39 protein-coding genes and 2 pseudogenes are annotated in these 26,558 nt (G+C 40.5%); 35 read left to right on the top strand and 6 right to left on the bottom strand.

Going from position 1 to position 26,558, the window contains the following annotated elements; translation table 11 throughout:
- Positions 1–24 precede the first annotated feature (24 nt).
- The 3 genes from sdhA to sdhC are packed head-to-tail and all read right to left on the bottom strand — an operon-like array spanning position 25 to position 2,555.
- The gene (sdhA, locus tag AACL23_RS01805) at positions 25–1,791 is read right to left on the bottom strand and encodes a succinate dehydrogenase flavoprotein subunit (RefSeq protein ID WP_339049748.1); all 1,767 of its coding nucleotides are present in this window, start codon (positions 1,789–1,791) and stop codon (positions 25–27) included.
- Entirely contained in the window at positions 1,792–2,139 is a 348-nt protein-coding gene (sdhD, locus tag AACL23_RS01800; protein WP_015874239.1) for a succinate dehydrogenase membrane anchor subunit, read from the bottom strand.
- Complete coding sequence (gene sdhC / locus AACL23_RS01795; protein WP_193432625.1) at positions 2,133–2,555, bottom strand: succinate dehydrogenase cytochrome b556 subunit; 423 nt, start codon at positions 2,553–2,555, stop codon at positions 2,133–2,135. The genes sdhD and sdhC overlap by 7 nt, the downstream gene beginning before the upstream one ends.
- A gap of 333 nt (positions 2,556–2,888) precedes the next feature.
- Between sdhC and AACL23_RS01790 the strand changes: the two genes are divergently transcribed.
- Together AACL23_RS01790 and AACL23_RS01785 are read left to right on the top strand one after the other, a co-directional pair.
- Positions 2,889–4,172, top strand: coding sequence for a citrate synthase (locus AACL23_RS01790; RefSeq protein ID WP_339049745.1), 1,284 nt, complete (start codon positions 2,889–2,891; stop codon positions 4,170–4,172).
- 96 nt (positions 4,173–4,268) lie between these two features.
- Positions 4,269–4,799, top strand: coding sequence for a hypothetical protein (locus tag AACL23_RS01785; RefSeq protein ID WP_339049743.1), 531 nt, complete (start codon positions 4,269–4,271; stop codon positions 4,797–4,799).
- Between the two features lie 563 nt (positions 4,800–5,362).
- Here AACL23_RS01785 and AACL23_RS01775 read toward each other — a convergent pair.
- The 3 genes and pseudogenes from AACL23_RS01775 to feoA all read right to left on the bottom strand — a co-directional run bounded on the left by AACL23_RS01775 (position 5,363) and on the right by feoA (position 8,129).
- Positions 5,363–5,611, bottom strand: a complete 249-nt coding sequence (locus AACL23_RS01775; RefSeq protein ID WP_100103037.1) for a FeoC-like transcriptional regulator — start codon at positions 5,609–5,611, stop codon at positions 5,363–5,365.
- Between the two features lie 32 nt (positions 5,612–5,643).
- Positions 5,644–7,896 (bottom strand): annotated as a pseudogene (gene feoB, locus AACL23_RS01770) (Fe(2+) transporter permease subunit FeoB); the annotation flags it as partial.
- Between the two features lie 17 nt (positions 7,897–7,913).
- Positions 7,914–8,129, bottom strand: a complete 216-nt coding sequence (feoA, locus tag AACL23_RS01765; RefSeq protein ID WP_015874232.1) for a ferrous iron transporter A — start codon at positions 8,127–8,129, stop codon at positions 7,914–7,916.
- Positions 8,130–8,441: 312 nt separating this feature from the next.
- Here feoA and AACL23_RS01760 point away from each other — a divergent pair, with 312 nt between their 5' ends.
- From AACL23_RS01760 to secY, 33 genes and pseudogenes are all read left to right on the top strand, one after another.
- Positions 8,442–8,720: an IucA/IucC family protein gene (locus AACL23_RS01760; RefSeq protein ID WP_339051527.1), complete on the top strand. Its 279-nt coding sequence runs from the start codon at positions 8,442–8,444 to the stop codon at positions 8,718–8,720.
- Complete coding sequence (locus tag AACL23_RS01755; RefSeq protein WP_339049735.1) at positions 8,660–8,980, top strand: IucA/IucC family protein; 321 nt, start codon at positions 8,660–8,662, stop codon at positions 8,978–8,980. Before AACL23_RS01760 ends, AACL23_RS01755 begins: the two co-directional genes overlap by 61 nt.
- Positions 8,981–9,013: 33 nt before the next feature.
- A complete protein-coding gene (locus AACL23_RS01750; protein WP_254591531.1) occupies positions 9,014–9,793 on the top strand; it encodes a ferric iron reductase in 780 nt (259 codons plus the stop codon).
- Between the two features lie 301 nt (positions 9,794–10,094).
- Positions 10,095–10,904 carry an alanine racemase gene (locus AACL23_RS01745; protein ID WP_234811022.1) on the top strand — a complete coding sequence of 270 codons (810 nt, stop codon included), beginning with the start codon at positions 10,095–10,097 and terminating at the stop codon, positions 10,902–10,904.
- Positions 10,873–11,568, top strand: coding sequence for a pyridoxal-phosphate dependent enzyme (locus AACL23_RS01740; protein WP_339049727.1), 696 nt, complete (start codon positions 10,873–10,875; stop codon positions 11,566–11,568). The genes AACL23_RS01745 and AACL23_RS01740 overlap by 32 nt, the downstream gene beginning before the upstream one ends.
- Positions 11,565–12,206, top strand: a complete 642-nt coding sequence (locus tag AACL23_RS01735) for a 2-dehydropantoate 2-reductase N-terminal domain-containing protein (protein WP_339049725.1) — start codon at positions 11,565–11,567, stop codon at positions 12,204–12,206. The genes AACL23_RS01740 and AACL23_RS01735 overlap by 4 nt, the downstream gene beginning before the upstream one ends.
- Positions 12,191–12,718, top strand: coding sequence for an NAD/NADP octopine/nopaline dehydrogenase family protein (locus AACL23_RS01730; RefSeq protein ID WP_339049723.1), 528 nt, complete (start codon positions 12,191–12,193; stop codon positions 12,716–12,718). Before AACL23_RS01735 ends, AACL23_RS01730 begins: the two co-directional genes overlap by 16 nt.
- A 21-nt stretch (positions 12,719–12,739) precedes the next feature.
- Entirely contained in the window at positions 12,740–13,645 is a 906-nt protein-coding gene (locus AACL23_RS01725; protein ID WP_339049721.1) for an MFS transporter, read from the top strand.
- Positions 13,600–13,842: pseudogene (locus AACL23_RS01720) on the top strand (ABC transporter substrate-binding protein); the annotation flags it as partial. The gene AACL23_RS01725 and the pseudogene AACL23_RS01720, both read left to right, overlap by 46 nt.
- Before the next feature lie 5 nt (positions 13,843–13,847).
- Positions 13,848–14,921, top strand: a complete 1,074-nt coding sequence (locus AACL23_RS01715) for an iron ABC transporter permease (RefSeq protein ID WP_339049719.1) — start codon at positions 13,848–13,850, stop codon at positions 14,919–14,921.
- Positions 14,915–15,688 carry an ABC transporter ATP-binding protein gene (locus AACL23_RS01710; RefSeq protein ID WP_339049717.1) on the top strand — a complete coding sequence of 258 codons (774 nt, stop codon included), beginning with the start codon at positions 14,915–14,917 and terminating at the stop codon, positions 15,686–15,688. Before AACL23_RS01715 ends, AACL23_RS01710 begins: the two co-directional genes overlap by 7 nt.
- Before the next feature lie 251 nt (positions 15,689–15,939).
- The gene (gene rpsJ / locus AACL23_RS01705; protein WP_015874226.1) at positions 15,940–16,260 is read left to right on the top strand and encodes a 30S ribosomal protein S10; all 321 of its coding nucleotides are present in this window, start codon (positions 15,940–15,942) and stop codon (positions 16,258–16,260) included.
- 32 nt (positions 16,261–16,292) lie between these two features.
- Complete coding sequence (gene rplC, locus AACL23_RS01700; RefSeq protein ID WP_015874225.1) at positions 16,293–16,925, top strand: 50S ribosomal protein L3; 633 nt, start codon at positions 16,293–16,295, stop codon at positions 16,923–16,925.
- A 16-nt stretch (positions 16,926–16,941) separates the two neighbouring features.
- Entirely contained in the window at positions 16,942–17,547 is a 606-nt protein-coding gene (rplD, locus tag AACL23_RS01695) for a 50S ribosomal protein L4 (protein WP_100096223.1), read from the top strand.
- A complete protein-coding gene (gene rplW, locus AACL23_RS01690) occupies positions 17,544–17,846 on the top strand; it encodes a 50S ribosomal protein L23 (RefSeq protein WP_015874223.1) in 303 nt (100 codons plus the stop codon). Before rplD ends, rplW begins: the two co-directional genes overlap by 4 nt.
- Positions 17,847–17,862: 16 nt before the next feature.
- Positions 17,863–18,687 carry a 50S ribosomal protein L2 gene (gene rplB, locus AACL23_RS01685; protein ID WP_100096224.1) on the top strand — a complete coding sequence of 275 codons (825 nt, stop codon included), beginning with the start codon at positions 17,863–17,865 and terminating at the stop codon, positions 18,685–18,687.
- A gap of 16 nt (positions 18,688–18,703) precedes the next feature.
- Positions 18,704–18,988, top strand: a complete 285-nt coding sequence (gene rpsS, locus AACL23_RS01680; protein WP_100096225.1) for a 30S ribosomal protein S19 — start codon at positions 18,704–18,706, stop codon at positions 18,986–18,988.
- Positions 18,989–19,001: 13 nt separating this feature from the next.
- Entirely contained in the window at positions 19,002–19,352 is a 351-nt protein-coding gene (rplV, locus tag AACL23_RS01675; protein WP_015874220.1) for a 50S ribosomal protein L22, read from the top strand.
- The gene (rpsC, locus tag AACL23_RS01670; protein WP_015874219.1) at positions 19,352–20,053 is read left to right on the top strand and encodes a 30S ribosomal protein S3; all 702 of its coding nucleotides are present in this window, start codon (positions 19,352–19,354) and stop codon (positions 20,051–20,053) included. Before rplV ends, rpsC begins: the two co-directional genes overlap by 1 nt.
- Positions 20,053–20,463 carry a 50S ribosomal protein L16 gene (gene rplP / locus AACL23_RS01665; protein ID WP_339049708.1) on the top strand — a complete coding sequence of 137 codons (411 nt, stop codon included), beginning with the start codon at positions 20,053–20,055 and terminating at the stop codon, positions 20,461–20,463. The genes rpsC and rplP overlap by 1 nt, the downstream gene beginning before the upstream one ends.
- A 41-nt stretch (positions 20,464–20,504) precedes the next feature.
- Positions 20,505–20,699, top strand: coding sequence for a 50S ribosomal protein L29 (gene rpmC, locus AACL23_RS01660; protein ID WP_015874217.1), 195 nt, complete (start codon positions 20,505–20,507; stop codon positions 20,697–20,699).
- Complete coding sequence (gene rpsQ, locus AACL23_RS01655; RefSeq protein WP_100096226.1) at positions 20,696–20,950, top strand: 30S ribosomal protein S17; 255 nt, start codon at positions 20,696–20,698, stop codon at positions 20,948–20,950. Before rpmC ends, rpsQ begins: the two co-directional genes overlap by 4 nt.
- Before the next feature lie 159 nt (positions 20,951–21,109).
- Positions 21,110–21,481, top strand: a complete 372-nt coding sequence (gene rplN, locus AACL23_RS01650) for a 50S ribosomal protein L14 (protein ID WP_015874215.1) — start codon at positions 21,110–21,112, stop codon at positions 21,479–21,481.
- A 10-nt stretch (positions 21,482–21,491) separates the two neighbouring features.
- Positions 21,492–21,821 (top strand): 50S ribosomal protein L24, encoded by a 330-nt coding sequence (rplX, locus tag AACL23_RS01645; protein WP_015874214.1) that lies wholly within the window; start codon positions 21,492–21,494, stop codon positions 21,819–21,821.
- A gap of 21 nt (positions 21,822–21,842) precedes the next feature.
- Entirely contained in the window at positions 21,843–22,382 is a 540-nt protein-coding gene (rplE, locus tag AACL23_RS01640) for a 50S ribosomal protein L5 (protein ID WP_015874213.1), read from the top strand.
- A gap of 15 nt (positions 22,383–22,397) precedes the next feature.
- Complete coding sequence (rpsN, locus tag AACL23_RS01635) at positions 22,398–22,703, top strand: 30S ribosomal protein S14 (RefSeq protein WP_015874212.1); 306 nt, start codon at positions 22,398–22,400, stop codon at positions 22,701–22,703.
- A 34-nt stretch (positions 22,704–22,737) separates the two neighbouring features.
- Positions 22,738–23,133, top strand: coding sequence for a 30S ribosomal protein S8 (gene rpsH / locus AACL23_RS01630; protein ID WP_339049702.1), 396 nt, complete (start codon positions 22,738–22,740; stop codon positions 23,131–23,133).
- 13 nt (positions 23,134–23,146) lie between these two features.
- Positions 23,147–23,680: a 50S ribosomal protein L6 gene (gene rplF / locus AACL23_RS01625; protein WP_015874210.1), complete on the top strand. Its 534-nt coding sequence runs from the start codon at positions 23,147–23,149 to the stop codon at positions 23,678–23,680.
- A gap of 9 nt (positions 23,681–23,689) precedes the next feature.
- Positions 23,690–24,043, top strand: a complete 354-nt coding sequence (rplR, locus tag AACL23_RS01620; RefSeq protein ID WP_015874209.1) for a 50S ribosomal protein L18 — start codon at positions 23,690–23,692, stop codon at positions 24,041–24,043.
- 19 nt (positions 24,044–24,062) lie between these two features.
- A complete protein-coding gene (gene rpsE, locus AACL23_RS01615; protein WP_015874208.1) occupies positions 24,063–24,572 on the top strand; it encodes a 30S ribosomal protein S5 in 510 nt (169 codons plus the stop codon).
- A gap of 4 nt (positions 24,573–24,576) precedes the next feature.
- Positions 24,577–24,780 (top strand): 50S ribosomal protein L30, encoded by a 204-nt coding sequence (rpmD, locus tag AACL23_RS01610; protein ID WP_015874207.1) that lies wholly within the window; start codon positions 24,577–24,579, stop codon positions 24,778–24,780.
- On the top strand, positions 24,771–25,205 hold the full coding sequence (gene rplO / locus AACL23_RS01605; protein ID WP_015874206.1) for a 50S ribosomal protein L15: 435 nt from the start codon (positions 24,771–24,773) through the stop codon (positions 25,203–25,205). Before rpmD ends, rplO begins: the two co-directional genes overlap by 10 nt.
- Before the next feature lie 7 nt (positions 25,206–25,212).
- Positions 25,213–26,538, top strand: coding sequence for a preprotein translocase subunit SecY (secY, locus tag AACL23_RS01600; protein ID WP_095034307.1), 1,326 nt, complete (start codon positions 25,213–25,215; stop codon positions 26,536–26,538).
- The last annotated feature ends 20 nt before the right edge of the window (positions 26,539–26,558 follow it).

Raw genomic sequence — 26,558 nt, 5'->3', positions numbered from 1 at the left:
CTAAAAATCGAAACAGGCCAATCATCAGTAAGAACGCACTTTAGGTGGAAATGCGGGTCTGAGTTTGGGCTCCATATTTACTTTACGACGCGCCATACTTTGTGTCTGTGGTAAAAATAATGAGTGACATAACCAGTTGATGTCATCACGTTCTGTGAAATCAAACCGGCTATGGGCACCTCGACTTTCTTTACGGAAATGGGCAGAAACGGCCGTTGAAAAAGCAGTTTCCATCAAATTATCCAATTCCAGGCATTCAATACGCTGGGTGTTAAATTCAGTCGAAGTATCTTCCAGGCGTGCATGGTTGAGTCTCTCTCGGATGACGTTGAGCTTTTTTAATCCCTCAGCCATCGATTCACCTTCACGGAAAACAGAAAAATGATTTTGCATGCAGGTTTGCAATGCTTGACGAATTTCAACGGGATCTTCACCTGATTGTGTGTTATTCCAACGATGAATGCGTTCTAGAGCAGCGTCAAGGTCAGCATCACTGGCATCACGACTTTCGCCTTGCTCTTTTAAGGATTCTGATAAATGAAGCCCAACCGCTCGACCAAACACCACCAAATCAAGTAAAGAATTACCCCCTAAGCGGTTCGCGCCATGCACAGAAACACAGGCAACTTCACCTACAGCAAATAAGCCGGGTATCACTTCATCTTCCCCATTTGGATTGACAGTGATGGCCTGGCCTGTGAATTTAGTAGGGATCCCGCCCATCATATAATGGCAGGTTGGGATAACAGGAATAGGCTCTTTGATAGGGTCGACATGAGCGAAGGTTCGAGATAATTCCAGGATACCGGGTAAACGTGATTCGAGCACTTCTTTGCCTAAATGATCTAATTTTAATTTGACGTGTGGCCCCCAAGGCCCTTCACAGCCCCTGCCTTCACGAATTTCAATCATGATAGAACGTGCGACCACGTCACGCCCCGCGAGATCTTTTGCGTTAGGCGCATAGCGTTCCATAAAACGTTCGCCATGACGGTTTAGTAAATATCCGCCTTCGCCCCGACAACCCTCAGTCACTAAAACGCCAGCCCCTGCAATGCCTGTTGGATGAAATTGCCACATTTCCATATCTTGCACGGGGACCCCAGCACGCAACGCCATACCAATACCATCGCCCGTATTAATATGCGCATTCGTTGTCGATTGATAAATTCGCCCTGCCCCCCCCGTCGCAAGAATGGTGGCACGCGCTTTAAAATAAACGATTTCGCCCGTTTCAATGGAGATGGCGGTGCATCCAACAAAAACGCCATCCTGGTTTTTGACCAGATCCAATGCATACCATTCAGAAAAAATCGTGGTGTTGTTTTTTAAATTTTGTTGGTAGAGGGTATGCAGCAAAGCATGTCCGGTTCGATCGGCCGCAGCCGCTGTGCGAGCGGCTTGAGCGCCGCCAAAATTCAGAGATTGCCCGCCGAAAGGGCGCTGATAGATACGCCCATCATCCTGCCGAGAAAAGGGTAACCCCATGTGTTCTAATTCAATGATGGCTTCAGGGCCGTTTTGACACATATATTCGATTGCATCCTGATCTCCAATATAATCGGAGCCTTTGACGGTGTCATACATGTGCCATTCCCAGTTGTCTTCATGATGATTGCCTAATGCGACGGTGATCCCCCCTTGGGCAGATACGGTATGAGAGCGGGTCGGGAACACTTTTGAAACCAGCGCGCAGGAGAGCCCCTGCTGAGAAATTTGCAGGGCCGCGCGCATGCCGGCACCCCCAGCACCAATGACGACAGCATCAAATGCTCTTACAGGCAATTTCATTTAAACACTCCAAACGACCATCGTTCCGTAAAATACATAGACCATCAATACGACCAACACCAGCAGTTGTAGTAACAGTCTCAAAGGTAATGATTTGACATAATCGGTGAATACTTGCCATAGGCCAATCCAGGCATGAATCAGAATCGAGAATAAAGTGAGAAGGGTAAAAATTTTAGTGAAAGCAGCGGCAAAAAAATGTTGCCAAATTTCGTAAGTTACATTCGGGGTAATCGCAAAAAAACCAAACAGGTAAAAAACATATAGCGCAATAATAATCGCAGAGGCACGCAGTAGTAGCCAATCTTGAATTCCATTACGCCCTAAAGCAGAAGCGTTGCTTACCATATGATGATTCCCACTAAAATCGACAGTAAAACTGTGATAACCATCACCACCTGAGCAGAGCGGATACCCAGTTTTAGGTTTTCTTCAATACAACCAAAATCCATTAACAAATGACGAATGCCCCCTAAAAGATGATAAAACAAGGCCGTGAGAAAACCCCACAGTATCAATTTCATCAAAAAATGATCGACGATGGTAGAGGCTTTTATAAAGCCTTCTGGTGAAGAAAGAGAAACACCTAAAAGCCAAACAAAGAAACCGACAGCAAAAAAAATAATCACGCCTGATATACGATGCAAAATCGAAGCAATTGCCGTTAGAGGAAACCGAAACGTCATTAAATCTAAATTGATCGGTCTTTGTTTTTTTATCATTTTTACCCCATTTTTATCATTTCTGAGCTTCGTTATCCACATAAGAAGTATGATAACGCAGACCTAATAACAGTATCTGATTGGCATATTTTGATTGGAATCATTTTTCAGTCAATTCATCTGCATTTTATATGAAAATAGTGTTTTATTTCAAAGTATTCAAAATGAAAATGAATAAATTTACATAACCATATGATATTCAAAATAAATTCACTGCGATGTTTAAGGGTATCTTGTGATACTAATGTGATTATAAATGATATAAAAATTGTCTACACTGAGACTATTTGTAAAACCGTGAAAAGAAGTGACATGCAATGTGTTTAAAAGAAGTTTATCTTAAATATGAAAGTAAATATGTTAAGGAGATTAGGAATGTCTGATAAAAAAGCAACGCTGATTATTGATGGAGAAACTTTGATTGAACTTGAACGATTTTCACCTACTTTAGGTACCCAAGTCATCGATGTGCGCCCTTTGATTTCTAAAAAGTATTTTACTTTTGATCCAGGATTTACCTCAACGGCTTCATGCGAATCAAAAATTACCTTTATCGACGGTGAAAAAGGTGTGTTACTACATCGTGGTTTCCCTATTAAAGAACTCGCGAATCATTCCACTTATTTAGAAGTGTGTTACATCTTGTTGTATGGTGAGCCTCCTACCCCAGCACAATATGCGACATTCAAAACAACCATCACCCGCCATACGATGATCGATGATCAAATCACACATTTATTTCGTGGCTTTCGTCGTGATTCACATCCAATGGCGGTACTTTGTGGTGTCACAGGTGCTCTGGCGGCTTTTTACCATAATGGTTTAGATGTGCATGATCAAAATCATCGCGAACTCAGTGCGTTTCGTTTATTGTCCAAGATGCCTACCATGGCGGCCATGTGCTACAAATATTCTATCGGTCAGCCTTTTGTTTTTCCTCAAAATAATCTCTCTTACGCCGCTAATTTTTTAAATATGATGTTTTCAACCCCTTGTGAAGAATACCAGGTTACCCCTGTTGTGGAGCGTGCGATGGATCGCATTTTAATTTTGCATGCAGATCATGAGCAAAATGCATCCACGTCCACAGTACGTACAGCGGGTTCTTCTGGCTCCAATCCTTTTGCTTGTATTGCCGCTGGGATCGCGTCTTTATGGGGCCCTTCTCATGGAGGAGCCAATGAAGCCTGCTTAAAAATGCTAGAGGAAATAGGTAAAGCTGAAAATATTCCTAAATTTATAGCGCGGGCTAAAGATAAAAATGATGATTTTCGATTGATGGGATTTGGTCATAGAGTGTACAAAAATTATGATCCCAGAGCAAAAGTGATGAAAGAAGCCTGTGATGAAGTGTTAAATGAGCTCAATATACAAGATCCTTTGTTCGAAGTAGCAAGGGAATTAGAGCACATTGCGCTCAACGATCATTACTTTATTGAGAAAAAACTCTATCCTAATGTCGATTTTTATTCCGGGCTTATCCTGAAAGCAATAGGTATTCCGACTTCGATGTTTACTGTGATATTTACTGTGGCCAGAACGATTGGCTGGATTTCACACTGGAAAGAAATGCATGATGAAGGACTTAAAATTGCTCGACCCCGTCAGCTGTATCGGGGATACACTCAGCGTGCATTTAAGAGCCAAAATTTTCATTAAATCCAGTTTGGAATAAGTATTAAAAGGAAAGGGTATCAGTCGCTTCTCACCAAGCAAGCCCAAGCCCTATTACTCAGGCATGGCCAAATAGAGAGAATGTATAGCAGTCGCGGGAACATTTCACTGAAATCTCAACACTATAAGAAAATTGTCGCGAATGGCCGTCGTATTGCATTAGCCAGCGGGTTGCATGGAGATCTGATAGAGGACGGACTTGCCCAGAGTGATACGGTGGTAGACCGCGTGCGGCCTGAAGATGTACCAAAAGAAATTTCCAGATTAAAGACATCAGCGAAAGTGAGGGTCGTGGAGAGTGATTATAAAAACTATACCTCCGTATTCCAGCAATATTATATTGCATTACAGGTTGGAGAATTTGATAAGCCTTTCTTTAAAAAGGGAACAAATGTTGTATTCGCTCTGCGTAATGATAACCAGACTCAGACGCAAGTGAGATTAAAAAACCTGTACAGCGAATTGGCGCAGAACGGTGAGCGTCAACTCAAACACGATTATACTTTGCAGACCAGTGATGGCGTATTTTTAAAAGGATTCCCAGAGACATTGAGTCAAACAGAAGCGCAAGATTTGTTTTTCCAGATAAACCTGATTCGGGTGACAGTGTAAGGATCCTCAATCATTATGCAGAGAACTCAAAGGAAGATTTCAATCTGGATTTGATCAAAGTGGGAGTGGAGATATTAAAAGTTGAACAATTAGCACAAGCGATGGCGGGTCTTTCGGCATCGAACAATGAAGCCGTTGGGTCTCAAAAACCTCTTAAACAAAGAGGTGCCAAAATCGCAACAATTTCTGCCTCAAACAAGGAATCAATATCACACTCAATGCGCTTCTTTGACTTTTAGTTTTAGCCCATCTGTCAGAGTAAATATCTGAACAATCTGATAAAGCAGGGCCATCGAAATATCAATCGACGAATACGCCCTATGATGAGATTTAAATCATTCTGGCAATCACAGATCTGCACAGACATCGAGATGATGTATGTTAAAAAAGGGACAACTTCAACATCCGAATCGGGAGAGGTTGTTATACACCGCTCAATTTTATCTTTTAGATGCCTAAAAAACAGCAGAGGGTTTTTTTCGGATCTATCGTCTTTAATGCAACACAACCTTAAAAAATGCTCATGCAAAAAGAGAATATACTGCCTTCAGATTAAACTTGAATTACTTTAACCCCCCGCTCATTTTATAATATCTCTTATGACAGCCCGGATTGTGTGAACAACTTTTACAATAGCGGCTGTTACAGCCAGTCTGCTCCTCTTCGACAGCTTCTATCTTACCCATGATAGTAAGCTGCGATAACATGGCTTCCATGAAAGGCAAAGGCGTGTGAAGCAGTCGACTCAGCTGATCTGCATCCATCATGCCGTTTAGCGCAATCGCATTGCGTATTTTAAATAAATCCGTCATGACACATTCGTTGGTTTTGCAAAAAGAGGGTAACGTCTTAGACCCAGGATAATCAGCCCATTGATCACAAAAAGTGCCATGATCGTGAGTGTACTTCGTTTGGGATCCTGAGAAAAAGTGGCGATTTGATAAAACAAGGTGGAGAAAGACCAAGCTAAATTCAAGCCCCATAAAATCGAAAAAATCATCCACCCTCGATGGGTTTCTCGAGCAATGGCACCCATCACGGAGGCACAGGGTACATATAAAAGAACAAAAATCAAATAGCTATAAGCGGCAATATCGGATCCGAATTTTTGGCTCATGACGCCCATCGATCCTTGAGTCATTTCTCCATCCCCCTGGCTTGCTTTGATAGGGTTAGACAGTACGTTGCTGTTAATACTGTGTCGCAGTCCTTCCCAGGTTTCATCTATGGCACCAGCCAATTCGTCTAACAAATGAAAATCGTCCGGATCAAAGGGTTCATTGTGGATCCGCTCAGCGGTGTACAATGTATTTAATGTGCCTACCACCACTTCTTTGGCCATCGCACCCGCAATTAAACCGACCGTCGCTTGCCAATGATCGGATTTGATGCCTAACGGCTCCAATAGAGGTGTCAACTCTTTACTCACAGAAGCTAAAGCAGAGTCGTTGATATTATCCACTGTTCTACCCGAAAGAGAAAAACTGTTTAGTCCTCCAATCAGAATACTGGCCATAATGATGACCTTTCCCGCGCGGATCACAAATCCTTTTAAACGCTGCCAAGTCTGTAAAAGTAAGGTTTTGAGATGGGGAACATGATAGATCGGCAATTCCATAATAAAGGGGGAGGCTTCACCTTGCACCAAGGTATATTTTAAGAGTAATCCGGTCAAAATTGCGGCCGCAATCCCAAGCAAATAAAGTGAAAAAACGACACTGGCCCCCGATTTCCCAAAAAATGCGGCAGAAAAAACGGCAAATATGGCAAGCCGGGCACCGCAAGACATGAAAGGGGCCATCATAATGGTGATCAATCGTTCACGAGGCGCTTCTAAAGTGCGCGCGCCCATAATTGAAGGCACATTACACCCAAAACCGACAATCAATGGTACAAACGACTTCCCGGGTAATCCGATCAGCTGCATGAATCGATCCATCACGAAAGCAGCTCGTGCCATGTAGCCTGAATCTTCTAAAAAAGAAAGAAAAAGATACATCATGGCAATCTGCGGTACTAACGGCAGCATAGTATTAATGCCTCCTCCTATGCCTTGAGCCAAAAAAACGGTCAACCAGTCAGGAAAATGAAGCTGATAGCCCAACCACTGAGTGCCTTTAATAAAAAAGGCAGAGGAGCCGATATCAAAGAGCGGTTGAAATGCGCCTCCTACATTAATCGCCAGAATAAACATCAGATACATGACAAATAAAAAGAGGGGTACCCCAAGCCAACGGTGCAGAATAAAGCGATCCAACACTTCCGTAGTGCGATGCCCAGAGAGCTGTTCAGTCCGGATCACTGCATCAGTGATACTCTTGATGGATTGATAACGGGCGTTTGCAATCACGACATCAGAATCGTTATGGCGATTTTGCTCTAATATTTTGTTTAATTCGGCTTCGAATGCGCCTGATTTTTTGGCCTGTGAGATACTGTAAATATCCCCTTCAAGCATTTGTAATGCTAACCATCGACGTTTTTGTTCGGGTATTTTGTCGTGAGGAATGATTTCAATCAATTGATTAAGCGCGCTGATTAAACAGGAAGGATATTTCACCAAATCATCTTTTTTCTTGATCTGCCTGACGTCGCTCTGAAAAGAATTTATTGTGTGTTTTAACTCTTTGATGCCCCTTGCCTGTGTTGATATTAAGGGGACCACAGGGCAGCCTAATTGAGTCGAAAGCGTTGCGATATCAATATCTATATGTTGATTTTGAGCGATATCCAACATATTAAGCGCGAGAATGCAGGGAATTTCCCATTCCAATAATTGCAGTGTCAAATAAAGGTTGCGTTCTAGATTAGATGCATCGATCACATTGATCAGTAAATCTGCTTTATTATCTAGAATATATTCAGAGGCAATTTTTTCATCTAATGAAGTCTGCTCTGAAATCGTGGTCAACGAATAAATACCTGGCAAATCAACCAGAGTCACCTGATACTCAGACGTATTAAATTCACCTTCTTTACGCTCTACTGTGACACCTGCCCAATTACCCACACGTTGATGAGCGCCAGTTAATTGATTAAAAAGCGTTGTTTTTCCTGTATTTGGATTGCCGATTAAACCGATGGTGAGTTTTTTCATGAAATTTTTAAGGGAATTTATGTAAAGTTTAAAAAATGTAAATCGGATTTACGTAATACCAAATTGATTTTATTTATCTTTATATGAAGAGGATCCCCCATCGGAGCTTCTCGAATCACAGTGAAAAATAAACCTGGAAGCACACCCAGTGACAGTAATTTTTGCCGATAAGCGGGGCTGATGTCTTTCGAAAAACCGATAATATGATAAGAATGACCTGAAATAAAATGCATATGACCTGATACTTAACGCAATAATATGCGATATAAAATAGAAGAATGATAATCGTTATCATATTTAATTTAAGTATCAATACAATGCTATATTTATTTTTTTTAATAAAAAAAGTTAAAAATCATGATTAAGCCAAGAACACAAAACGAAACAAGTTGAAAGCGTTTAGCCGTTCTCTAAAGCAATAAAATGGTTTAAGTGTCTGAATTCTTTTATACGAGCACAAGCAATAGGCTTGCTGGTAAACGAGTCAGCCGCGATTATAATCTCACTTCTAAAAAAATCATCAATACTCCTCTTCTTATGCCGCTATTTTACTGGATCAGTGGGGGTCATTAGAAGGTCATCCTTATTATCCCACATGGAAATGTAGATCTAATTTAAGCCCTGAATCTGTTGAATTATTATCACCAGAATTTGATGCCATAGTTCCTGTACGTATCGCCGCTTTACGGGCAGACATGGCTTATATCGAAACAATGCCAGATAAAAAAATTACCAAGGCTGGTTTGCTGAGCAATTTCCTGTTTTGTGGCAGGAATGGAAACAGCAACTTAATCATAAAAAACATGATGAAAAAGAATGGTTGACCTTACCTGTCCATTCATGGCATCTCACTGCTTGTGTTCAGCAACATTATGCTGATGACATCGCCTCAGGTATTTTGATTCTTGAAGGCCCTGATCTTCAAACAAGACCCAGCATGTCTTTTCGTACTATGCGCCCTCTAACACCCGAAAACGCCCCTTTTATTAAATTACCTGTCGCCATATGGATGACCAGTGAAATGCGAAGCCTACAGGCCAAATCAATACATATGGGGCCTCGCATCAGTCAGCTGATTAAATAAATTTTACATAACGAAGATGGCTTTAATCAAAGTGTGTCGATTTTAGAGGAACAGATAGCTTTTCATTACAAGCATAAAGAAAGGCAGGACGATGCTGAGGGGAAATATCTATCAGTGGTTTTTCGTCAAGCTTACAGTGCCCCAAAATGTTATGAAAACTGTCTTCCGATTACGGTGGCGACTTTATTGACCTCTTTACCTCAAAATAATAACCCCTTGATCACCGAGTTAATTGCTTCTTCTGAACAAAGCGTTGAAGACTGGTTTAGGCAATATGCTCAGGTGGTGCTCCATCCTGTCATCAGCCTTTATCTTTTGTATGGCATTGGTTTGGAAGCACATCAACAAAACACCCAAATTCTTTTTTCTGATGAGGGCATGGCACGTCATTTGTTAATCCGTGATTTTGGCGATGGAAGAACTTATGCACCTTTATTGCATGAACGAGGTTATGCATTACAGCCTTATTCCTATCCAGGGATATTGCCCACCGTATTCTTTGATGATATCGAACCAGTACGCACTTTTGTCGTAGATGCCTGCTTTTTGACTCATTTGCATGAATTGGCGCTCTGTTTGACATCTCATTATGATCTAGATACCCCGGTTCTTTGGAAAATTCTCAGAGAGGTCACAGATCAGGTTTTTAATGCCTTAAAAAAACGAGTCTCGAATTCTTTATGGCAAAGAGAACGAAAAATGTTCCTTTCTGAACCTTGCTCTACCCGCTCATTATTGAGCATGCATTTATCTCAATATCAAAACTATCGTCTTCAACATGAATTAACTAACCCATTAAATTTCATTGCATAGTATGTTAAAAAAATGCTTAGCATTATTTAGTGGCTTTTATAAAAGCACGCCTCTCATTTTTTTGATGACTGTTGATGCCTTGGCTCAAATTACATAGAAGGATTAAGTAAAGGCGATATCGTTCCAAATGATGCCAGAAATGCAGGGGAAATATTACCCCCTTATAAAAGTCGTCAATATGAAGTTGGGATAAAAATAGACGCAGGGAAAACGATCAGTACATTGAGTCTGTTCCAAATCATCAAACCCAGTGCCCAACCTATAGGCAATAAAAAGGATAATTCTTATTATTCTGCTGATAATGAGCAACACAACCCCAGAGAAATTAACCGCCTACGTCAAAAAATATGGTTCTCCCCTCAACCTCATTTGGCCAGAAAATCTACACAATAATCTCACGGCTCTACGTAAAGCATTGCAGCAATTACATCGACATTTGATTTTTTATGCGGTGAAAGTCAATAAATCACAGGCTTTGCTGGAATCCGCCGCAAAAAGTGGCATTGGCGCTGATGTGTCTAGTCTTTATGAGATGCGCGCGGCGCGAAAATCGGGGATCCCTTATTCAAAAATTTTTGCCAGTGGCCCTTCTAAAACTTCGATATTTCTCACCGATCTCATCACCCATGATGCGTGTATTTCGATTGATTCAACCGAAGAATTCGAAGAAATAAAAGCGTTAATTGCTCATATTCAGCCTGCACATCAGGTTCGTGTGTTGCTGCGCTATCGTCCGAGTTTTTTGCCAATCAGCCGTTTTGGAATGAAAAGTGAAGATCTTTCGTTATGTTTAGACAAACTCGCATCTCTAAAAAAACAATGCCATTTTTTAGGTTTTCATTTTCATCTCAGTGGTTATGACTGTAAAACACGGATTGAGGCCATTCGTGAGTTGCATCCCATGATAACAAGGGCTCAGTCGCTTGGTATTAAAGCGCAGATCATGAATATTGGCGGAGGCTTACCAGTACAGTACGTTGATCAACACAAATCTCAGGCGTACTTAAAGGAGCACAGTCCGGCAGATTATGATCATAAAAAACCGCCGCTTTCATTTTATCCCTATGGAGGAGAATTGAATGGAGCTCAATTATGTAACAGGGAACTATAAAGAAAATGAAGTCGCCGTGGTGGAGAGACAACATCTTGCCGCCGCTTTAGCAAAAGAAATCCCAGGCGCTGTTTTTATGAATCAATCAGACAACGTTGCCAATGCAGGGGGGTATGGTGATTTTGTCAGAGAAATAGTGCAGCAAGTTGGAAAAGTGGATGCTTATGTGGGTTGTGTAGGAACAGGTGGCTCGATGACGGGGATTTCTCATGGTTTAAAGGTCCATAACCCCAATACAACGATCATTGCGGTTGAGCCTGTAGGTTCTATTGTTTTCGGAAAACCAGGACATCCTTATTATCAATCAGGTACGGGCACACCAGGCGGAGATACCGTAGGTTTGGTCTTTGATTACAGTACGATTGATATGGGTGAACAGGTTTCCGACGCTCAAGCGTTTGAAACCGCCCGTTACATAGCTAAAAAATATGGCCTTTTGGTAGGCGGTTCAACAGGGGGAGTGATCTATAAAGCATTGGAGCTGATTTATCAAAATCAAATTTCGGGCAATATTGTGATCGCGGTGGCCGATGGTGGAGAAAAATATCTCAACACTGTTTTTAATGAAGAATGGTTAGAAGAACGAGATCTTCTTGATCAAACGATATGGCAACAACTTGACGAATGGTTTTTTAAAACAGAAGTATTAAGGGATGCTTTGTGAAGAATGAAAAATTAAATATCGTCATTTGTGGCGGTGGGCGCACAGGGCATTTATCAGCGGTTCTTTTTAAACAACGCCCAAACGTTAAAGTTTCTTTGCTGACCGAAAACCTCTTGTTGGTTAAACATTTTCAAAAAAACGGGGGAGAAATAAAAGCAATACGACCAGAAGGCAGCATTTTGACGGCTCGCCCTGATGTCGTTTCCTGTCAGGTCGAAGAGACTTTAAAAGACGCCGATATGGTGATTATTACGGTACCCGCCCATATTCGGCCTGACTTATTAAAAAAAATAGCGCCTCATTTGCCCTCTCATAAAACCGTCTTTGTCGGTGCGATCCCGGGGTTTTGCGGTTTTGATTGGTTGGCAGAAAAGGTATTGAATCAACGCCCTAATGTGGTTATTTGGGGTATGAAAGATGTCCCCCATATTGCTTTTGATCTCTGCTTAGGAGAATCGATCAGAATGGGAGGTGCAAAAAATCACCTTTATATTGCCTGTCATCAACGTGAGAGTTTGGAAGCCCGTGCGATTTATTGGCTTATTTACAATCGCTTTATGGCATGCCTATTGAGATTTTGCCAAATTATCTTGCGATCACACTCACACCTGGAAATCCTATCATGCACAGCTCCGTGATTTATGGGCATATTGGTCCTTATGGGCAAAGGCATAAAACCCATTTTTCTTCTTTACTTTGCTGGTGGGAAGATTGCCCTGAATTAGCGGTTTATTTTTTGCAGCGCAGTGATGAAGAGAATCAATTATTATGCCGAGCCATAGAAAAAATTTTGCGGATTGATTTGTCTTCTGTTAACCCTTTGTTAGAAGAAATCAGGGAAGCTTATGCGGAGCAGATCATTGAAAATCAGACTTTATTATCCGTGCTACGTACGAATCAAGCCTATCGGAGGATCCCTCTGCCATTGATCCCCGTTGACCAAAAGGGATACGTTTTTGATAAAACTCACCGTGCTTTTCATGAAGACGTGAACTATGGTTTGTCTTTATTGGTGGCGATGGCAAAACGCTTGAATCTTGATTTACCTTATATTGAAGAAATATATTCCTGGATTCGTGATGATATGGGATCTTTTTCTTCGTGTCAGAGTGCTTTAGATTATTTTCCTGAACACTGGCCCAATGCATAGCAAAAAAATAACAGGTTTGATATGCCTAAATTCATAGGCAGTGTATCCTGCTTAATGCATTTTTTGTTTGTCGTACAATTAGTTTCCATGGGGGCCATGGAAATGAGCGGCCCTTTTTGGCCCGTACATTTAAAAAGCCTCAGCTTGACATCCGAGTTGCGTTTTTCCGGCACGGCGGTTTATGTGCTCCCGATGGTTGGCATCATGTTAACCAGTACTTTTTGGGGGAAAATGGGCGATCGGATGGGGAATAAAATGCTGCTGCTGCGCGCGCTTTTAGGCTTGTCTTTGACACAGTTTGCTTTAGCTTGGACTGATAACATCATGGTGATTCTGATCCTGCGTTTTATACAGGGGGCTTGTGCCGGATACATCGCCCCCGCACAGGCTTACGGTGTTAGCATGATTCCCTCTGATAAAAGACCTCGTTTATTTGCTTACTTACAGATTTCTACTAATGTGGGATCTTTTCTCGGCACGCTTGTTGGTGGGATCATTCTCGATTATTTGAGTTTTTTTTGGATCAACATGATAGCGGCGATTTTATGTTTGCTTTCTGCCATCAGCATCTTGATTTTTTTGCCGCAATCCCCCGGTGTTTTATCTTGCTTAAAAGAAAAACCGTGTTTGGATAAAAGCATCCCCCCAATTTCTGACGAATATCCTCGTTCTTATATTTTTGGATTACTGATGATTCTGGGTTTATTACTGGTCAGCCGAATGATCCCACAATCTTCTTTTTCTTTATATATCATCGATATTTATAAAGAGAGTCATTTGACTACAGGTTTTTGCTATGGATTGCAAGCGCTGGGGTTGGTTGTTTCGGCTACCTGTTGGGCTCGTTATTTTGAAAATAAAAATATATTCGAATCTATGAAAAATTTGTCATTCATCGCCCTGCCTATTTTGGCACTAAAGCGGTAAAAAATCGCGAGTTTTATGCTATCTGGCATCAATTTTATAATAGCCCTTATGATTTTATTGCCATTCAGCAGCTGGCTAAATGGTTTCACCCAAACCTTTTTCAGTCATTGGATCCCAATGCGACTTTTCGTGAATTTCATGAACGATTTTTACCTGTTCCGTATGAACCCGGTTATTTTATTGCCTTAAATCATTAAAAAATATGAATTTAAATATTATTAAAAAGGATCTCTCTCAATCTCATGTCTATCGAATTTTGGTCAGGAAAAAAATATGTTTATTACTTTTTCTTGCCCTGCTTCTGATATTGAATTTTTTATTGGATTTGGCTTTGGGTCCAGCCAATTATGATTTATGGGATATTGCAAAAGCCCTTATCATGCCTAATACAGTGCCGGTACAATTACGAGTTGTGTTATGGGATATTCGAATGCCAATGGCATTAATGGCATTAATGGCATTACTGGTCGGGGCTGCTTTATCGGTTTCTGGAGCACAGATGCAAACCATTTTAAATAATCCCTTAGAGAGTCCTTTTACATTAGGGATTGCCGCAGCGGCGAGTTTTGGTGCTGCTCTTGGGCTTGTATTTGGCCTACGACTATTTCCAATATTAACTGAATATATGATTTCTATTAATGCTTTTATCATGGCGTTATTCTCTGCTTGTATGATTTACTTATTAAGTTTGAGACGGGGCGGGCGTGCGGAAACTTTGGTATTACTCGGTATTGCAATGGTCTTTACCTTCAACTCTTTGTTGGCGTTAGTTCAATATTTTTCTCATGAGCAAGCCGTTGCTGCTGTTGTTTTTTGGACCATGGGGAGCTTAATGAAAGCCACTTGGCCAAAAGTCGCCGTGGTATTTTCAATATTCATACTCACTCTTCCTTTATTAATCAAGCGGGTTTGGGCATTAACAGCACTCAGGCTGGGTGATGAAAAAGCACAGAGTCTAGGTATCAATGTTAAAAATATACGTCTTGAGATTTTATTATTAGTGAGTTTGTTGGCTTCGATACCCATTTCTTTTGTGGGTGCTATTGGATTTGTTGGTTTAGTCGGGCCTCATATTGCTCGTATGTTGATAGGTGAAGATCAACGATTTTTTATGCCGGCTTCATTACTGACGGGCGCTTTATTGCTCTCTATTAGCTCTGTTGTGAGCAAGCTACTGATACCAGGAATAGTAGTAGCCATTGGTGTCGTCACTTCATTAATTGGCATCCCTTTTTTTGTCACATTAATTTTACATAGTAGGCGAAATACATGGTGAAATTACGGTTAGAAGAAGTAGGGGTGGCTTATGGGACTCATCAAGTGTTGAGCAAAATCAATACCTCCTTTTTTCTAGGAGGGCAGGTGGTGGCTGTGGTTGGGCCGAATGCTTCGGGAAAATCAAGTTTATTTAAACGTATGGCGGGGATCATAGAGGGTGAAGGAAAGGTTCATTTAACGGGTAATAAAAAAGGGCATTTTGGCGTCTGTTACATGCCACAGGAGGCCGTCATAAATGCACGGTTAACGGTTTATGAATCCTTGCTTTTGGTACGAAAACAATTTACCCCTTCATGGCGTGTGCATAACGATGAGTTGATCTTGATTGATAGCTTAATGTCGTCATTATCTATTAATGGATTGGCTTTTCGCTATCTCACTGAATTAAGCGGTGGGCAACGCCAGCTGGTCTCTATTGCGCAAATTTTAGCGCGTGATCCAGAGATATTACTGATGGATGAGCCGACCAGTGCACTTGATATGTATCATCAATTACAAGTACTCAATTTTATTCGTAGCCTGGCTCAACAAAAAAACATTATTGTTTTTATTGCATTGCATGATCTTAATCATGCGTTACGTTTTTCCGATCAAATGATTGTTGTCGCGAACGGCGGAGTAAAAGCGAGTGGTCCCTCTGAAGAAGTTCTGACAACAGAAATGTTGTGGGAGATTTATGGGATTAATGCGCGTATTGAAAATTGTTCTCGGCAGCAAGCGCACGTTATTGTAGATGGATTTAATCAAAGCCTTATGCCGGTATAAAATTTCAATTTTTTTTCAAAATAAAGGACATTTTTACGAAATGATCAAAATTTATTTTGATAACTTTGAATTCTGTTGTTTTCTAAAAACAGTTATGTATAATGCGCTTCCTTAAAGGATTTAAGTATCAGCCTAAGAACAATACCTTCAATTCGAAGGTTATATAACAAAGAGTTACGCTCGTTTTTCGGTCATTTTTATACGCGAGTGTGGCTAACATTTTTTTTATAAAAAATCGGAGTTCTGGTCTAATGCAGACCCAAACACAACAAAGAATTCGTATCCGCTTGAAAGCATTTGATCATCGTTTAATAGATAAGTCGACAACCGAAATTGTAGAGACAGCGAAGCGCACAGGTGCTCAGGTGAGTGGTCCCATTCCATTGCCAACTCATAAAGAGCGCTTTACTATTTTAGTTTCTCCGCACGCTAATAAAGATGCGCGCGATCAATATGAAATACGGACTCACAAACGTATCGTTGACATCATTGAACCAACAGCAAAAACAGTTGATGCTTTAATGCGCTTAGATCTTGCTGCAGGTGTAGACGTTCATATTCAACTAGGTTAGTCAAGTCATTGAGCAACGAAGAGGTTGAAACGATGAAGGGTTTAGTTGGTAAAAAATTGGGTATGACTCGTATCTTTACCAAAGACGGTATTTCAATTCCTGTTACCGTAATTGAAATAAAAGCAAATCGAGTGACCCAAATAAAAAATTTGGATAGCGATGGATATTTGGCTTTACAAATAACTACGGGCACTAAAAAAGCAAGTAGAGTTAACAAACCAAAAGCAGGGCATTTTGCCAAAGCAAATGTAGAAGCTGGTCGTGGTTTGTGGGAATTTCGTGTCTCTGAACAAGATGCAACTGTTTTTTTAGGTCATACTTTTGAAGTGTCAATGTTTAAGCCAGGCGATATAGTCGATGTTACTGGAAAATCAAAAGGTAAAGGTTTTTCAGGTACTGTGAAACGCTGGAACTTTCGTACACAAGATGCTAGTCATGGTAATTCATTGTCTCATCGTGTTCCTGGTTCTATTGGTCAAAACCAAACGCCCGGAAAAGTATTTAAAGGCAAAAAAATGTCCGGCCAGTTAGGTAATGAACGAGTCACAATCCAGAACTTAGAAGTAGTGCGTGTAGACGTTGTACGCGAGATACTTTTAATCAAAGGGGGTGTTCCTGGAGCAGTGGGGAAAGATGTGATCGTAAAACTGGCTGTCAAAGCGTAACGTCGAGGAGATAGGAATGGAATTAGTAATGAAAGACGCGGAATGCGCGCTAACTGTTTCCGAAACTACCTTTGGTCGTGATTTTAATGAAGCGCTTGTCCATCAGGTTGTTGTTGCGTATGCGGCAGGCGCCCGCCAAGGCACCCGTGCTCAAAAGAGCAGAGCTGAAGTTAAAGCTTCAGGTAAAAAGCCTTGGCGTCAAAAAGGGACAGGACGCGCTCGCGCAGGGTCTGTAAAAAGCCCAATTTGGCGATCTGGCGGCATTACTTTTGCTGCAAAACCTCAGGATCATAGCCAAAAAGTAAATAAAAAAATGTATCAAGGCGCACTAAAAAGTATTTTATCTGAATTAGTGCGTCAAAACCGCTTAATCGTTGTTGAGACATTTTCTGTTGAAAAACCTAAAACCAAATTATTGATTCAAAAATTAAAAGAAATGTCTCTGAGAGACGTTTTAATTGTAACAGAAGAAGTGGATGAAAATTTATTTTTAGCGGCTCGTAACCTTTATAAAGTTGATGTTCGTGATGCTGCAGGTATTGATCCAGTGAGTTTAATCTCTTTCGATAAAGTGGTTATGACGGGGAATGCGGTTAAGCAACTTGAGGAGATGTTGGCATGACTTCTGAAGAATATCTATTAAAAATATTACGAGCAACACATATATCAGAAAAATCTTCTTTTTTAACAGAAAAGAAAAATACCGTCGTATTTAAAGTGCTAATAAATTCCACTAAAGCAGAAATTAAGGCTGCAGTAAAATGTCTCTTAAAAGTTGATGTTATTGCTGTTAACACCTTAATAGTTAAAGGAAAAACAAAACGTAGAGGTCAGCGTATTGGTCGTTGTAGCGATTGGAAAAAAGCTTACATTACCTTGAAAAAAGACCAAAACTTGGACTTAGTCACGGGTCAAGAATAAGCTGGAGGAGTTAATAATGGCAGTCGTTAAATGTAAACCTACATCTCCAGGCCGTCGCCATGTTGTTAAAGTGGTCAATTCTGAGCTTCATAAGGGTAAACCATATCGTCCTTTGCTTACAAAGTTATGCAAAACCGGTGGGCGTAACAACAGGGGTTGTATTACTACTCGTCATATTGGTGGTGGCCACAAACAGCATTACCGTCTGATTGATTTTAAACGCAATAAAGATGGAATTTCTGCTTCGGTTGAACGCTTGGAATATGATCCGTGTCGTTCAGCTAACGTCGCATTGCTTTTATATTCAGATGGTGAGCGGCGTTATATTTTGGCCCCAAAAGATTTAAAAAAAGGCGACAAAGTTCAATCGGGTGTTGATGTTGCAATTAAAGCAGGAAATACCTTGCCCATGAGTAACATTCCAATTGGATCCACGGTGCATAACGTAGAAATGAAACCTGGTAAAGGTGCTCAGATAGCACGTTCTGCAGGTTCGTATGTTCAAATTATTGCGCGTGAGGGTTTTTACGTTACCCTTCGTCTTCGCTCCGGTGAAATTCGTAAAATCCATTCAGATTGTAGAGCAACTCTCGGTGAAGTAGGTAATGCTGAACATATGTTACGTGTTTTAGGTAAAGCAGGCGCTAAGCGTTGGAGAGGAATTCGTCCTACAGTGCGCGGTACAGCAATGAACCCTGTAGATCACCCACATGGTGGCGGTGAAGGCCGCAATTTCGGCAAGCACCCCGTCACCCCTTGGGGAGTTCAAACGAAGGGTAAGAAAACGCGTAACAACAAGCGTACTGATAAATCTATTGTACGTCGCCGTAGTAAAAAATAATCAGAGGGTAAACCATATGCCACGTTCTCTCAAGAAAAGTTTTTTCGTTGACCGACACTTGCTGAAGAAGGTAGAAAAATCGGCAGAAAATAATAAGGATAAGAAACCAATTCGAACTTGGTCTCGTCGTTCAACGATTTTTCCAAAAATGATAGGTTTAACTATTGCTATCCACAATGGTCGTCTCCATGTCCCGGTGTTTATTTCTGACGAGATGGTTGGCCACAAACTGGGAGAATTTGCACCCACTCGTACTTATCGTGGCCACGTCGCCGCTGATAGAAAGGCAAAAAAACGCTAAGATGAGGAAAGAGATGGAAACTATCGCTAAACATTGCCACGCCCGCTCTTCTGCTCAAAAAGTACGCCTCGTAGTGGATTTGATTCGCGGTAAGCAAGTGCCGAGAGCTCTGGAAATTTTAAGTTACACTAATAAAAAAGCCGCGGTTTTAGTTAAAAAAGTATTAGAATCTGCTGTTGCTAATGCAGAAAACAACGATGGTGCTGACATTGATGAACTGAAAATTACGCGAATTTTCGTAGATGAAGGCCCTACCATGAAACGTACAATGCCACGTGCCAAAGGCCGTGCAGATCGTATATTGAAGCGCACCAGCCACATTACTGTTGTTGTGTCTGATGGCAGAGACTCTGGAGACGAGTAATGGGTCAAAAAGTACATCCTAAAATTATTCGGCTAGGTATTATCAAGTATTGGCTCTCTACTTGGTATGCCAACACGAAAGAATTTGCTGAAAATTTGCAGGGAGATTTTAAAGTTCGTCAGTTTTTGACGAAGGAATTGTCAAAAGCTTCAATTTCTCATGTTGTTATTGAGCGTCCACCAAAAAGCATTCGTGTCACTATTTACACAGCACGACCTGGTATTGTTATTGGTAAAAAAGGTGAAGACGTTGAAAAATTGCGTAAGCGTGTTGCTCTTATTGCCGGTGTTCCTGCTCAAATTAACACCTATGAAATTCGGAAACCAGAATTAGATCCAAAATTAGTTGCAGATGGTATTACTTCACAGCTAGAACGTCGAGTAATGTTTCGTAGAGCTATGAAGCGTGCAGTACAAAATACAATGCGAGCTGGAGCTAAAGGTATTAAAGTAGAAGTCAGTGGTCGTTTAGGTGGGGCTGAAATTGCTCGCACTGAATGGTATCGTGAAGGTCGCGTTCCGCTACATACTTTAAGAGCAGACATTGATTACGATACTTCCGAAGCACATACTACTTATGGTGTTATTGGAGTTAAAGTGTGGATTTTTAAAGGTGAAATTTTGGGTACCGTGCTTCCGTTTAAACAGGCTGAACAACCTAAACAACAGCAGCGCAAAGGCCGAAGTAAGGAGAATCGCTGATGTTGCAACCAAAACAAACAAAATTTCGAAAAATGCACAAAGGCCGTAATCGCGGCTTGGCTAATGGGACTGATGTTATTTTCGGTCACTTTGGTTTGAAAGCCTCTGGTCGTTGCCGCTTAACAGCCCGTCAAATTGAATCTGCTCGTCGAGCAATGACGCGTTGTATTAAGCGTCAAGGTAAAATTTGGATCCGTGTTTTCCCAGATAAGCCGATTACTCAAAAACCGTTGGAAGTACGCATGGGCAAAGGAAAGGGTAATGTAGAATATTGGGTTGACTTAATTCAACCAGGAAAAGTTTTATTTGAAATGGGTGATGTTTCTGAAGAAATTGCTCGTGACGCTTTTAAACTAGCCGCGGCAAAGCTTCCTGTTGGAACCACTTTTGTAACTAAAACGGTGATGTAATGCAATTAAAAGAGTTGCGTATAGAAGAGCTGCGTAAAAAAATGGAATTAAAAGAGCTGCGTAAAAAAAGTATAGAAGAGCTAGAGAGAGAGATTTTGAAGCTTTTACGCGAGCAATTTAATTTGCGTATGCATGCTGCAGCAAGTCAGCTAAAAGAAACTGATCTTTTTAAAAAGATACGTCGTGATATTGCTCGTATTAAGACCTTATTGACTGAAAAAGTGAGGGTATCATGAATAATAATACTCGTACCCTTCAGTGCCGTGTTATCAGTAATAAAATGCAAAAATCTGCGGTGGTTGCCTTCGAACGTTTTGTTAAGCATCCTATTTATGGAAAGTTTATCAGGCGCACTACTAAATTACATATACATGACGAGAATAATGAGTGTAACGTAGGTGATATTGTATCTATCCGTGAATGTCGTCCGATATCAAAGACAAAGGCTTGGACTTTTGTTGGCGTTATAAAAAAATCGTTTACTTGATTCAATCAATAAAATAAGTTTGAAATGAATAACAACTTTGATTTTGAAATTTTTCTTAATATCACAGCTTAGTAGCGACCCTAAAACTCCTAACTGTATTTTGAAAAATGTTAATAAGCTTTTAGGTATTAAATTAGTTAATGTTACTGGAGCACTAAAATGATCCAACAAGAAAGTATGCTCAACGTAGCCGACAATTCAGGTGCACGTAGCGTAAAGTGTATTAAGGTTTTAGGTGGCTCGCGTCGCCGCTACGCGTGTGTTGGGGATATTATTGTTATCTCAATTAAGGAAGCAATCCCTCGTGGCAAGGTGAAAAAAGGTGAGGTTTTAAAAGCAGTTGTAGTGCGCACAAGCAAGGGTGTACGTCGTCCAGACGGTTCCATTATTCGGTTTGATACTAATGCTTGTGTTATCTTAAATAAGAATACCGAACAGCCTATTGGTACTCGTATTTTTGGGCCGGTAACCCGTGAATTACGTAATGAAAAGTTTATGAAAATTATTTCTTTGGCGCCAGAAGTACTTTAAGAGGCGAGCTATGGCAATGAAAATTCGTTGTAACGATCAAATTATTGTGCTTACCGGAAAAGATAAAGGGAAGCGAACAAAAATAAAAAAAATTTTGAAAAACGGGAAGGTCATTCTTGAAGGCGTAAATTTGGTTAAAAAACATCAAAAACCTGTTCCGGCTCAGAATCAACCAGGTGGTATTATTGAAAAAGAGGCGCCGATCGACTTTTCTAACGTTGCTATCTTCAACGAAGACACCGGTAAAGCTGATAGAATAGGTTTTAAATATGAAAACGGTAAAAAAGTTCGGTTTTTTAAATCGAGCGGTAAAGCCATTGCTAAGATAAATAAAAGTTAGAAATTAATTTGGAGTAACATGATGGCAAGATTGCATGATTACTATAAAGATATAGTAATCAAAGAGATGATGTGTAAATTTTCCTATGCTTCTGTCATGCAAGTCCCTCGGGTAACAAAAATCACCTTGAATATGGGAGTTGGCGAGGCTGTTTCTGATAAAAAATTGCTTGATAGCGCAATGTCGGATTTAGCAGCAATTTCCGCTCAAAAACCTTTAGTGACTAAAGCACGCAAATCGGTTGCTGGTTTTAGCATACGTCAAGGTTATCCCATAGGATGTAAAGTGACTTTACGTGGTAAACGTATGTGGGAATTTTTAGAGCGTTTGCTTTCTATTGCCATACCACGTATTCGTGATTTTCGTGGCTTATCTAAAAAGTCTTTCGACGGTCGTGGTAATTATAATATGGGCGTGTCAGAACAAATTATTTTCCCTGAAATTAATTACGATGCGATTGTTAAAATCTTTGGTTTGGATATTAGCATTACCACTACTGCAAAATCTGATGATGAAGGGCTTGCATTATTGGCTGCTTTTAAATTTCCATTCCGTAAATAAAAGCGGATTACTAATATGGCTAAGAAATCAATTATCGCTCGAGAATATATTCGTATTAAATTGGAAAAGAAATTTTGTGAAAAACGTCTAGAGTTGAAGACTATTATTTCTAGTATTACTTCATCAGATAAAGAACGTTGGTCTGCTATGATGATGTTGCAACGTTTACCGCGGGATTCTAGTCGATGTCGACAAAGTAACCGTTGTTCTCAGACAGGCCGAGCGCACGGTGTACTTAGAAAATTTAAATTGTGCCGTAGTAAAATTCGTAAAGCCGCAGTACAAGGTCTAATACCAGGCCTAAAAAAAGCATCTTGGTAATTCTATTAATTAAATCACGGGAGTTAAAGATAAAATGAGCATGCAAGATCCTATTGCGGACATGTTAACTCGTATCCGTAATGGTCAAGCCGCCAACAAAGTTGGAGTCACCATGCCTTCATCTAAATTGAAAGTCGCTATAGCTGAAGTTTTAAAGGAAGAAGGTTTTATTAACAGTTTTAGTGTCGAAGGTGACATAACTAATCCAACTTTGGTAATAATACTTAAGTATTATCAAGGAAAACCGGTAGTAGAAAGAATTGACCGTATTAGTTGCCCTGGTCTCCGTATTTATAAAAAAAGAGATGCACTGCCTAAGGTCATGGGTGGTATGGGAATTGCTATTATTTCTACCTCTAAAGGTGTTATCACTGATCGTGCAGCTCGCCAAGCTGGTCTTGGTGGTGAAGTTATCTGCTACGTAGCTTAATTCGAGGAATAGAATGTCTCGTGTTGGAAAAACTCCCATCGTCATTCCTGCTGGTGTAGAGGTGAAACTCAACAATCAGGTTATTTCGATTAAAGGTAAAAATGGTGAATTAACTATTTCAGTTCATAAAGCTGTGAATATTAATTATACAGGAAATATATTAACTCTGGCGGCAAGAGAAAGGGTTTCAGACGGTTGGGCTCAAGCGGGTACCGCTCGTGCTTTACTTAACTCCATGGTTATTGGGGTAACCGAAGGTTTCACTAAAAAGCTTTCATTAGTAGGTGTAGGTTATCGTGCGGCAATACAGGGGAATATCCTAAAGCTTGCTTTAGGGTTTTCTCATCCGATTGATCATCAACTGCCGTTGGGTGTTGTTGCTGAGTGCCCAACTCAAACTGAAATCATACTTAAAGGTCCTGATAAAAAGCTTATTTCTCAGGTTGCCGCTGATATTAGAAATTACCGTCGTCCTGAACCCTATAAGGGCAAAGGTGTTCGTTACGCCGATGAAAGCGTGCGTCTCAAAGAGGCTAAAAAGAAGTAAGTTAACACTATGGATAAGAAACTAGCCCGTATCCGTCGTGCGACCCGTACACGACAAAAGATTAAAGAATTAGGTACAACTCGTTTAGTCATAAACCGGACTTCACGTCATATATATGCACAAATTATTTCACCAACTGGTTCTGAGGTTTTGGTTGCTGCTTCTAGTGTAGAAAAAGTGATCAATCAGGAATTTAAATACTCCGGAAATAAAGAAGCCGCCGCGTTTGTTGGTAAAATTATTGCCGAGAGAGCATTGAAAAAAGGTATTATAAAAGTATCTTTTGACCGATCTGGTTTTCAATATCATGGCAGAGTCCAGGCGCTGGCAGATAATGCTCGTGAAGCTGGCCTTAATTTTTAAGTTTTAGAGGTTAGTGAAAATGGCTCTCATCGAAAAAGAAAAACATGCTGGTGAACTACAGGAAAAGCTGATAGACGTAAACCGTGTATCTAAAACTGTAAAAGGTGGTCGTATTTTCAGTTTTACTGCACTGACAGTCGTAGGAGACGGTAAAGGACGAGTAGGTTTTGGGTATGCTAAAGCTCGTGAAGTGCCTGCGGCAATTCAGAAAGCAATAGAAAAAGCCCGCCGTAACATGATTACCATTTCTCTAAATGCTGATACTTTACAATATTCTATTAAAGCTTCTCATACTGGTTCTCAAGTATTTATGCAGCCTGCTTCTGAAGGTACAGGTATTATTGCTGGCGGTGCAATGCGTTCTTTGCTAGAGGTTGCAGGCATTCACGACGTATTAGCGAAGATTTATGGTTCTACTAATCCAATTAATGTGGTACGTGCCACTATTAAGGCTTTAAAAGATATGAAATCCCCAGAAATGATCGCAGCTAAGCGTGGTAAATCACTCGAAGAGATTTTAGGTAAATAAAACCATGAGAAAAACTATTAAAGTGACTCTTATTCGCAGCAGGATTGGCCGCTTACCAAAGCATAAAGCGACTCTGGATGGTTTAGGTTTACGACGTATTAATCGTCACGTAGAGCTCAATAATACTCCTGCCATTCGCGGTATGCTTAACTTAGTTTCTTATATGATTAAAGTCGAACTGCTTGAGGAAGGTAACCAATGCGTTTAAATACTTTATCGCCTGCTCAGGGTGCCAAACAGGCTCCAAAACGCGTAGGTCGTGGTATCGGCTCTGGTCTGGGTAAAACGGGCGGACGTGGTCATAAAGGACAAAATTCTCGTACTGGAGGCGGTGTACGTCGAGGTTTTGAAGGTGGTCAGATGCCTTTATATCGCCGCTTGCCGAAATTTGGCTTTATCTCTCGTAAGGCAATGGTAACAGCAGAGGTTCGTTTATTTCAACTTGCTTTACTCGAAACAGATGTTGTCGATATCAATATTTTGAAGGCATGTAAAATTATTCCTTATCAGTCTCAATATGCAAAAATTATTCTTTCAGGCACCATAGAAATCCCTGTTATTATTCGTGGATTAGGGGTCACTAAAGGTGCCCGTGCTGCTATAGAAGCTGCTGGTGGTAAAATTGAGGAATAAGCAGCAGATGACCAAAAAACAGACAGCACTAGATTTTCAAAGCACTAAAGGCGGTTTGGGTGAACTTAAACGTCGTCTTTTGTTTGTTGTTGGCGCTCTTATTGTTTTTCGTATTGGTTCATTTATTCCAATTCCTGGTATTGATTCAGCCGTGCTTTCTAAATTGCTTGAGCAGCAAAAGGGCACGATTATTGAAATGTTTAATATGTTTTCGGGTGGTGCTTTAAGTCGTGCCTCTATATTAGCTTTGGGCATTATGCCTTATATTTCTGCCTCCATTATTATTCAGTTGCTAACAGTGGTTCATCCAGTACTAGCAGAAATGAAAAAAGAAGGCGAGTCCGGTCGTAGAAAAATAAGTCAATATACTCGTTATGCCACTTTATTATTGGCCATTATTCAATCTATTGGTATTGCAACCGGTTTACCCAATATGCCTGGAATGAAAGGCTTGGTGTTGTCGCCTGGTTTTCCTTTTTACTTTACTGCGGTTGTTAGCTTAGTCACTGGAACTATTTTTCTTATGTGGCTGGGTGAGCAAATTACTGAACGCGGTATAGGTAATGGTATTTCAATTATCATATTTGCTGGTATCGTTGCAGGATTACCTTCTGCTGTTGGTCATACTATTGAACAAGCTAGAGAAGGTGATTTACATTTTTTGCTGTTACTGATTGTTATAGCATTAGTATTTTCAGTAACTTTTTTTGTTGTTTTTATCGAGCGGGGTCAACGCCGTATCGTCGTTAACTACGCTCAACGTCAACAAGGTCGTCGTATTTACGCGGCGCAAAGTACGCACTTACCATTAAAGGTAAACATGGCTGGCGTGATCCCCGCTATTTTTGCTTCGAGTATCATATTGTTTCCTGCTACTTTAGCATCTTGGTTTGGTGATGGAACAGGTTGGAGCTCTCTCACCGCTATTTCTATGTACTTGCAACCTGGTCAACCCCTTTATGTGTTGCTTTATGCATCGGCCATCATTTTTTTCTGTTTTTTTTATACTGCTTTAGTGTTTAATCCTCGCGAAACTGCAGATAATCTTAAAAAATCAGGGGCATTTGTTCCAGGTATTCGCCCAGGAGAGCAAACATCAAAATATATAGATAAAGTAATGTCACGTCTTACATTAATCGGTTCAATTTATATTACTTTTATCTGTCTTATACCAGAATTCATGCGTGATGCTATGAAAGTTCCATTTTATTTTGGTGGTACTTCTTTACTTATTGTGGTTGTAGTTATCATGGATTTTATGGCTCAGTTGCAGACTCTAATGATGTCAAGTCAGTATGAGTCTGCTTTGAAAAAAGCAAACCTGAAAGGCTAAAATCGCCGATTGAGAAAATT

The sequence above is a fragment of the Candidatus Williamhamiltonella endosymbiont of Tuberolachnus salignus genome, from assembly GCF_964019775.1.
GTDB lineage: Bacteria > Pseudomonadota > Gammaproteobacteria > Enterobacterales > Enterobacteriaceae > Hamiltonella > Hamiltonella defendens.
This window is presented reverse-complemented; position numbering and strand designations above follow the sequence as displayed.